Origin of the sequence: Eubacterium callanderi (assembly GCF_900142645.1) — a bacterium.
Lineage (GTDB): Bacteria > Bacillota > Clostridia > Eubacteriales > Eubacteriaceae > Eubacterium > Eubacterium callanderi.
Map to the genome: position 1 here is coordinate 84,582 of NZ_FRBP01000018.1, position 8,147 is coordinate 92,728.

An 8,147-nucleotide genomic window follows, 5' to 3' on the forward strand; every position below is an offset into this window, starting at 1 on the left:
CCCCCTTTTTACAATGGAGAATGAAGAATTGAGAATGGAAAATTATAGGGCCAAACCGGCTGTGCCGATTTGATTATCATCAAAATCGCTCCGCGATTTTGCTCTTTTAATTCTCCATTCTCCATTTTCAATTCTCAATTTCCTTTAAGAACCGTTTCTCCCCTTCTTCCAAATCCAGCCCCAGTGTGCCGCCGGGGTTCATGTTGTAGCCGGGGTCAAAATAATTTTTCAGAGCCCGGTAGACGCCGTATTCCCTGCGCCCGATCTGGCCTTCCAGCCAGGGGGCGAACATTTTGCCGATGCCGTGGTGGTGGCTCATGGCTGCGCCGGATTTCTGGATCGCGTCCAGAATGGTGGCGTGGTAGGCCTTAAAGGCCTCGGCGTCGGACATTTTGGTGATGAAGATAAAGTACAGGTTGGCACCCTGTGGATAACAGTGGGACATATGGGTGGTGACAATGGTGTTTGGCAGGGCGTGGCACACAGCGCGCACCTCTTTATGAACTTTGCCCATATTGGACCAGTTGACCGAGCATTCCAGGGTGTCGGTCATCACGCCGAAGTCCAGCATGGTGTCCCGCAGATAAGGGTCGTTAAAGCGTCCCTTTTCCCAACTTTTGGTCACGTAGGCGGTCAGGCTCATACCTCCGTAGCGGTGGGCGATGCGCCGGATATTTTTCGCCACATTTTTAGAAAAGCCTTTCTCGCCGTCGGTAAAGCCCAGGAACAGGCACCGCCGCATGTCTTCGTAACCCCGGAGGTCCAGGAGCTTCCACAGCGGGGTTTCGTCCACATTGTAGAGACGCAGCATGAGGTTTGTTTCCTCGGCGTCGGACAGACGAAAGACGGAGGAATAACCAGCTTCGCACTGCATCATCTCACGGGCCGCCTTTCTGGCAGTTTCCCAGTCCTTAAAAATATAGGAGAAGCGTTTTCTGTTTTCCGGCATGTAGCGGAATACCTTGAGCGTGACCTCGGTGAGCACGCCAAAAGCGCCCTCACCGCCCATCATGATCTGGTTGAGATCGGGCCCGGTGGCCTCTCTGGGGTAGTGGCTGGTCTGGATGACGCCAATGGGCGTGGCGTATTTCTGGGACAGCACAATATCGGTGATACAGCCGTAATAGGTGCTGTTCTGGCCCGCGCCGCGGGTGACAACCCAGCCGCCGACACTGCTGTACTCAAAGGACTGCGGGAAGTGGCCGCAGGTGTAGGCCCGCCGGGCCCCAAAGCGCGCCGGGGCGTTTTCAAGGGCGTCCTCCAGCTGCGGGCCGGAGATTCCGCTCTGCACGGTGATGGTCTGGTCGGTCTCGTTGAAGGACAGCACTCTGTTGAAATTTTTGCGCATATCCAGCGAAACGCCGCCCTTGATGGGCTCCACGCCCCGGGTCACGCTGCTGCCCCCGCCGTATACGTACAGGGGAATGCTGTGCTCGGTGCAGTAGGCCACGATTTTTTCAATTTCTTCGGTCTCGCTGGGGTAGAGCACCACATCGGGCAGGCTGTCAATCCGCTTCTCACGCAGGCGGGCTGCGTCGTAGCCGGTTTTACCGTAGGCCACGGCCAGCCTTGGGTAGTCCTCAGTGGTCACGTTTTCGGACCCCACAATGGCCCTGAAGGCCTCCAGATGGGCCTTCTGCAGCTGACAGGGCCTGTCAAGCTTCACGCTGTCCATGCCAATGTCGCCCGCGTAGGTTTTGAAATCCTCATCCGTCATCTGGAATTTTTCCTTCATCATCTTAAACAGGGATTCCTTGGGATATTTGACAAACTCAGGATCGCCCCATCTGAAGATTGAGCGGTAGCTGTCCGCCGGGGCCGGGGTTTTGACCCACTTGGGCTCAAAGCCTCTATAGGGTTTATGACGCATTTTTTTCTCCTTTCATGCCTGTGATCAGCACATCGCTGGTCACGATCACATCCACGCCCAGGCCCAGCACATCGGCAGCCAGGACGGCGCCGCGGCCGACTGGCGCGGTAACAGTAAGGCGGTTGATTGCCTCCATCACATCGAAAATCCGGTCCTTTGGAATCTCGCCAGATACCCTCACCGGGACGACGGGCACTGCCGGGTCCCTGGTGCTGACGGTGGTGCTGATGGTCCGCATGGGGTTTGTCAGCTCGCTTTTGGCAAAGGCTTCCCCCTTGGGGCACTGGTTGCCCGTCACCACAATGCGGCCGTCCTTTTCCTCAACCGACAGGATACAGCCGTTGGGACAGGTGATACAGGTCATTTCTCGCATTTACGCTTCCCCCTTTTCGATGGCGGCGGTCAGCCGGATGCCCTCATCCAGGCTGAGGTCGCCAAAATCAACGACCAGGCGCTCCATTTCCGGGGGGTTCAGGTTTCTGAGCTTTTTCTCAAACACTGGCTGGCCGTCTGCCCTCAGGGTAAAGGTGCCGCGCTTCAGGATCTCACGGCTCCTGAAATAAAAGACGGCAGGTTCAAGCCCTCCGGTCCGGCGGACGCGCTGGGGCACCAGATAGCCGATGGAATCATCCGGTGTAATTTCGAGACTTTGCTCACGCTGGCCCGGACGGTAAGCCGCAGCGGCCCTGCCGGCCAGCTCGCCGCTCTCGGACACATAGTCCACCAGGTCGTTGACGTGAAGGGCGTTCCCGCAGGAGAATACCCCGTCCACGCTTGTCATCAGCCGGTCATCGCAGACCGGGCCTCTGGTCCGCGGATCAAGGGCGGCTCCGAGACGCTCGGCCATCTCATTTTCGGGTATGAGGCCCACGGACAGGATCAGCGCGTCGCAGGCAATGGTTTCCTCTGTGCCGGGGATGGGATTCAGCTTTTCATCTACCCGGGCGACGGCCACGCCCTCCAGCCGCTCCTGCCCAAAGACGCGAGTGACGGTGTGCGAGAGGTGCAGAGGAATTTCATAATCCTCCAGACACTGGACGATATTGCGGGTAAGGCCCGACGGTGTGGGCTTGACCTCGTACACGCCCAGCACCTCGGCGCCCTCCAGCGTCAGCCGCCTGGCCATGATGAGGCCAATATCGCCGCTGCCCAGAATCACGCATCGCCTGGTGGGCATCTGGCCCATAAGGTTGACAAAATGCTGGGCGGTGCCGGCGGTAAAGACGCCAGCCGGCCTGGTGCCGTGGATAAAGACCTGGCGGGCGGTGCGCTCCCGGCAGCCGGTGGCCAGAACCATGGCGCGGGCCGTGATCTCGGCCATGCCCTCTCGGGTGACCGCGGTCACGCCAAAGCCATCCTCCTTCTCACAGACCGAGGTGACAAAGGTCTGAAGCAAGGCTGGGATGCCCAGAGCGTAAAATTCATCCATAAAGCGCTCCACGTACTCTGGCCCTGACAGCTTTTCGTCAAAGCGGATCAGGCCAAAGCCATCGTGGATACACTGCTTCATAATGCCGCCCAGACGGGCTTCACGCTCAATGAGCAGTACCGAAGCACCTTCCTTTTTCGCGGCGATGGCGGCCGCCAGACCGGCTGGCCCGCCGCCGATAACTAAAACATCAACGCTTTTCACTGGCTTCCCTCCTTTGTCTTTCCATAGCTGATGACCGCGCCGTCACCGGCCTTACGCACCGCCTCGATGGGCATACCCGTGGCCTCGCTGATGATCTGTGTAACCAGCGGCATACAGAATCCGCCCTGGCAGCGGCCCATGCCGGGCCGCACGCGCTTTTTTACGCCGTCCACTGTGGGTACCGAAAGCGGTGACCTCAGCGCGTCCAGAATCTCACCCTTGCTGATCTCCTCACACCGGCACACAATCACACCATAATCTGGGTTTTCCCGGATCATACGGTCCCGCTCCTTTTCAGGCAGCTCCCTCAGAACAGGAATGCCCTTCCGCCTGGGGTTAAAACGGTCGTTGGGCAGAACGGCGCGCGTCTGGCCCAGAAGGCCTGCCGCCATTTCAGCCACATCCACTGCCACAGCCGGCGCGGTCGTGAGGCCCGGGGACTGGATGCCCGCGCAGTGGATCAGGTTCTTTGTCCGCCGGCCCTGCTCGATGACAAAATCCTCCTCAAAGGTCGCCGGGCGCACACCGGTAAAATAGGTGATGATATCCCGTTCCCGGAGGTCGGGGGCGGTCAGCTTCTGCTTTTCAAACACCGCGTCAATGGCGGACTGCTCGGTGGCGAAGTTTTCCTTCTCCCAGGTTTCTACCGCGTTGGGGCCTACCAGCAGGTTGCCGTGAACCGTGTGCAGAATGCCGCCGCCCTTGGTGTGAGCAACGTTCTTTTCCAGTGTCTTGATAGAGGCGATGCCAGAGAGCAGGCCCCCGGCCTTTTTATCCAGAATCGAGTTGGTCCCCCTGCGGGGATGAATGGAATAAAAACAATCCTCGGCCATCCGGGCGATGTCCTCGGCAAAGGCCCCGGCCGCGTTGATGACAAGCCCCGGGTACAGCGTCCCCCGGTTCGTCTCCACCGCGGTGATGGCTTCGTTTTCAACCTTCATGCCAAGCACGGCGGTGTTCAGGCTGATCCGCGCGCCGTTCTGCACTGCGTTCTCGCCGTAGGCGATGGTGAGGCCATAGGGGCACACACACCCGGCGCTTGGATTAAACAGCGCAAATTTAAAATCCCGGTTGAGGCGCGGCTCCCGCTCTCGCAGCTCCTGGCGCCCCATGAGTCGGGTATCCGCCACACCACACACATGGCGGCGCTGCCAGGCATAGGCTCGGATAAAAGGGTACAGGGCCTTGCTTGTAAAGCCCACATACTGCCCGCACCGCTCAAAGGGCACGTCCAGCTCGTCGCAGACCGTATCAAACATCTGGTTGCCCAGAAGCACATAGTGCTGCTTCAGCGACCCTTTGTTTAAATCGACCCCGGGGTGCACCTCGCCGTCATTTCTGCCTGAGGCGTGCATGGCCAGGTCAGCCTCCTTGTCCACCAACAATACATCAAGCTGCCATCTGGTCAGCTCCCTGGCGATGCTGGCCCCTGAGATGCCGCCCCCGATGATGAGCACATCCGGCCGGGCCCCATCAAGGGCCTTGTCTTTCAGCGCGGGCACACGCATTTCGGGCATATGGGCTCCCGTAAAAATAATATCGTTGACCACGTGCACGCCTGGCTTTTTACTGACGCACATGCTGCAGGCCGAGACGATGTCCTCCCAGTTTGAAAGCTGCCCGGTTACACGGATAACGCGGTCCTCAAGCCGTATAGAAAGCGTCTCTCCAAAGCGGGCGCGCAGTCTGCGGGTCATTTTTTCTGCATTCACTTAATCACCCCTTTATCTAGTGAATAATGGATAATGGATAATGGATAGTTGATAGTTGATAGTTAATAGTTAATCATCAACTATCAAGTCGGTTATATGACCGACTTTTCTTAAGCTAATAGTATCAAATTCTCTCAGCCTCTGTCAAGGTTTACTTTCCTTCTCTTAAAAACGGCTCGACAAAAAAGAAATTACAGGCTATACTGTAAAAAAATGAAGGGAGCGATGAACATGGCAGCACCGAGAAAGGACGACGTCCGGGAACTGATCATAAAGGCGACCGAGGACCTCCTGCAAACCAAGAAAATATCTGACATCTCCCTGGCCGAAATCGCCGATTGCGCGGGGATCTCCAAGGGAACACTTTACTACCACTACAAGAGCAAAAATGACATTCTGTTCGACATCACAGACCGTTATCTGGACGAACAGTACGAAAACCTGGTGGCCTGGGTCGAAAATCCTGAAAAGGACACCTCCCTGCACCGGCTCATAAAATTTGTTCTGGAGGGCGATGTGGGCACCGCTGGGATGCGGCTCCACTTTTTCTACGACGCCATGCTGGGCAACGCGCGCATCCGGGAAAAGCTCCTGTCACGCTACCGCGAATTTGCCGAATACATCGCAGCGCGCATCAGCGAGCGCACCAGCGAGGTGCCCGCCGATTATCTGGCCTGGCTGCTTCTGTTCCTGTCTGACGGGCTTTTTATCCACCAGACCCTGGGCAACGAGCACCTCGATACCCGTCTTTTCATTGAGCAGACCGGGGAAATTTTCAAAAGAATCGAGTGAGGACGGGCATAAAAAACCCCCGGCCGACATGAGACCGGGGTACACGGGATACAGCTGCCTTTAAAAAAGGCGGAAATTGTTAAATCCGGGGGGCATTTATTTTACATTTCGTCCAGATGCTCTTCTTGCCCGGGCAGTGCGGCCTCGCCTGCGATCCGATATTTTTCCTCCGGAACCCGCCGTCTGCTCAGGCGCTTGCCGGTGGCCTCACGCAGAAGCGTGTAGCAGACCGAGCACAGCGGAATGGTGATGATCATTCCTGTGATGCCCATGGCGCCGCCGCCGATGGTGACCGCCACCAGCACCCAGATGGACGGCAGCCCCACGGAGCCGCCCACCACATGGGGGTAGATCAGGTTTCCCTCGATCTGCTGGATGATCAGGAAAATGACGATAAACCAGAACGCCTGCATGGGGTTTACCATGAGGATCAAAAACGCCCCCACGAAGCAGCCGATAAAGGCCCCAAAAATTGGAATCAGAGACAGGAAGCCAATGAGCACGCCGATCATCAGCGCGTAGGGCAGCCTGAAGATCAGCATGACCACCACAAACATGGCGCCCAGGATCACCGCTTCGGTACACTGGCCGGTCACAAAGCTGCTGAAGGTGCTGTTGGACAGGCGGAAGACCTCTAAAAGCTTATCCGTCACCCTTTCCGGCAGGTAGGCGTAGAAAAGCTTTCTGAACTGGGAGCCCAGCTTTTCCTTCTGCAAAAGCACATACAGGGCAAAGATGAAGCCCAGCGAAAAGTTGACCACACCGCTCGCGATGCTGCTGGCCACGTTAAAGGTGGAGCCCACAAAGCTCATGAGACCCTTTTGCAGGAAATCGACAATTTCTGAGCCAAAATTCGTCCAGTCGATGGTTATCTCGCTGATCTGCTTCGCAATGTCCGGATAGCTGCCTGCCAGACCTGTGGCCCATTCCTCCACCTGCTTCACAAAGTCCGGCACACTGTTCGCCAGAACGCCGACCGTATTGGCGATCTCAGGTACAATGATAAAGATCACAATCACAATAATCAAAAGCACCAGCAAAAGTGCCAGCACCAGGCTTAAAGGCCGTACCAGTCTGCGTATTTTAGGCCCCTTCACGCGCTTTTCGCTAAAGAGATGGCGCTCGATGACGCTCATGGGAATATTTAAGAGAAAGGCCATGCACGCGCCCAGAATAAAGGGAAAGATCAAACCGATCACAAAGTTAAAGGCCTCCCACACCGATCCAAAATTTCGCAGCCCCGCTGCGAGCAGCAGAGTGAGCACAATGAGGCCGATGATTGTACGGACTGTTTTCTTGCTTAGCTCCATAGATTCCTCCAGTCTAAAATCTGTCATGTTTTATGCATACTTTACCACACTTAGTCTTTAAAATCAACGCTTCTGAATCAGCATGTCCTCCAACCGCACGAACAGCCCTTTTCACCGCTTTAGCGCCAGATCTCCACATGGTCGAACTGCTGGTAAGGGTACTCGATGACCCCAAGCCCCAGGGTGCGGGCAACAGCGGCCACCTCGTCACAGGGAACCCCCGGGCAGTACAAATCCGCCGCGTGGCCACTCAGGTGCCAGGAATTCTCAATGCCGCCCACCTCGGCATTGCGCCTTTCACAGCGAACACCCGAGGTGATGATGATGGGCCGGTCAAACGCACACCGCAGCGCCTCGATTTTCTCCAGCAGCTCCGGGTCCATCTCCGCGGGCCAGCCGTCACAGTCGCCGGCGCAGTCGCAGGCATACTCGTCCATAAGGAAATGCGCCGAGGCCCAGGGGCCGTCGGTGACGTCCCCGTCGGGCGGGGGTTCCGTCTCCGGCGCTGATACGGTTGGTTCGGACGCCTGTGTCGCTGTTTCCGATACTGTGGGCGGTGGCGCTTTATCCGCTGCCTCCTCCGGTCCAAAACTCATACCGATGAAAAAGACGCAGGACACGAGGAGCATGATTGAGAGGATTAATCTTCGACTGATGGTTTTGTAGATGTTTTTCATTGGGTTCTCCCTTCTTGATCAGGTGGAAGGTTGCAGATTTGTACCAACACTTTCCACCTTCCACCTTCCACCTTCCACTTAAAAAAGGGGGCTTTCGCCCCTTTTTTAAGCTGTTTCCTCAATGGCCACGTCGGTCTTGGTGGTGTCCACCCG

Annotated in this window: 7 protein-coding genes; 1 reads left to right on the plus strand and 6 read right to left on the minus strand. The window is 56.8% G+C overall.

What is annotated here, in order from left to right; genetic code table 11:
* Positions 1–127: 127 nt before the first annotated feature.
* Genes BUC22_RS20215 through BUC22_RS20230 form a run of 4 tightly spaced genes read right to left on the minus strand, consistent with a single transcriptional unit; the run spans position 128 to position 5,215 of the window.
* Positions 128–1,870, minus strand: a complete 1,743-nt coding sequence (locus BUC22_RS20215; protein WP_013381317.1) for an FAD-binding oxidoreductase — start codon at positions 1,868–1,870, stop codon at positions 128–130.
* Positions 1,860–2,243, minus strand: a complete 384-nt coding sequence (locus BUC22_RS20220) for a DUF1667 domain-containing protein (RefSeq protein ID WP_013381318.1) — start codon at positions 2,241–2,243, stop codon at positions 1,860–1,862. The genes BUC22_RS20215 and BUC22_RS20220 overlap by 11 nt, the downstream gene beginning before the upstream one ends.
* The gene (locus BUC22_RS20225) at positions 2,244–3,503 is read right to left on the minus strand and encodes an NAD(P)/FAD-dependent oxidoreductase (protein WP_013381319.1); all 1,260 of its coding nucleotides are present in this window, start codon (positions 3,501–3,503) and stop codon (positions 2,244–2,246) included.
* Positions 3,500–5,215, minus strand: a complete 1,716-nt coding sequence (locus BUC22_RS20230; RefSeq protein WP_013381320.1) for an NAD(P)/FAD-dependent oxidoreductase — start codon at positions 5,213–5,215, stop codon at positions 3,500–3,502. The genes BUC22_RS20225 and BUC22_RS20230 overlap by 4 nt, the downstream gene beginning before the upstream one ends.
* A gap of 231 nt (positions 5,216–5,446) precedes the next feature.
* Between BUC22_RS20230 and BUC22_RS20235 the strand changes: the two genes are divergently transcribed.
* A complete protein-coding gene (locus tag BUC22_RS20235; RefSeq protein ID WP_013381321.1) occupies positions 5,447–6,007 on the plus strand; it encodes a TetR/AcrR family transcriptional regulator in 561 nt (186 codons plus the stop codon).
* A gap of 101 nt (positions 6,008–6,108) precedes the next feature.
* Here BUC22_RS20235 and BUC22_RS20240 read toward each other — a convergent pair whose 3' ends face one another.
* On the minus strand, positions 6,109–7,317 hold the full coding sequence (locus BUC22_RS20240) for an AI-2E family transporter (RefSeq protein WP_013381322.1): 1,209 nt from the start codon (positions 7,315–7,317) through the stop codon (positions 6,109–6,111).
* A 119-nt stretch (positions 7,318–7,436) separates the two neighbouring features.
* Entirely contained in the window at positions 7,437–7,994 is a 558-nt protein-coding gene (locus BUC22_RS20245; RefSeq protein ID WP_013381323.1) for a YcbK family protein, read from the minus strand.
* Between the last annotated feature and the right edge of the window lie 153 nt (positions 7,995–8,147).

Bases quoted from the DNA above. Each gene is read 5' to 3' on its own strand.
- BUC22_RS20235 (WP_013381321.1), top strand. From the start codon at position 5,447: ATGGCAGCACCGAGAAAGGACGACGTCCGGGAACTGATCATAAAGGCG.
- BUC22_RS20215 (WP_013381317.1), bottom strand. From the start codon at position 1,870: ATGCGTCATAAACCCTATAGAGGCTTTGAGCCCAAGTGGGTCAAAACC.
- BUC22_RS20220 (WP_013381318.1), bottom strand. From the start codon at position 2,243: ATGCGAGAAATGACCTGTATCACCTGTCCCAACGGCTGTATCCTGTCG.
- BUC22_RS20245 (WP_013381323.1), bottom strand. From the start codon at position 7,994: ATGAAAAACATCTACAAAACCATCAGTCGAAGATTAATCCTCTCAATC.
- BUC22_RS20240 (WP_013381322.1), bottom strand. From the start codon at position 7,317: ATGGAGCTAAGCAAGAAAACAGTCCGTACAATCATCGGCCTCATTGTG.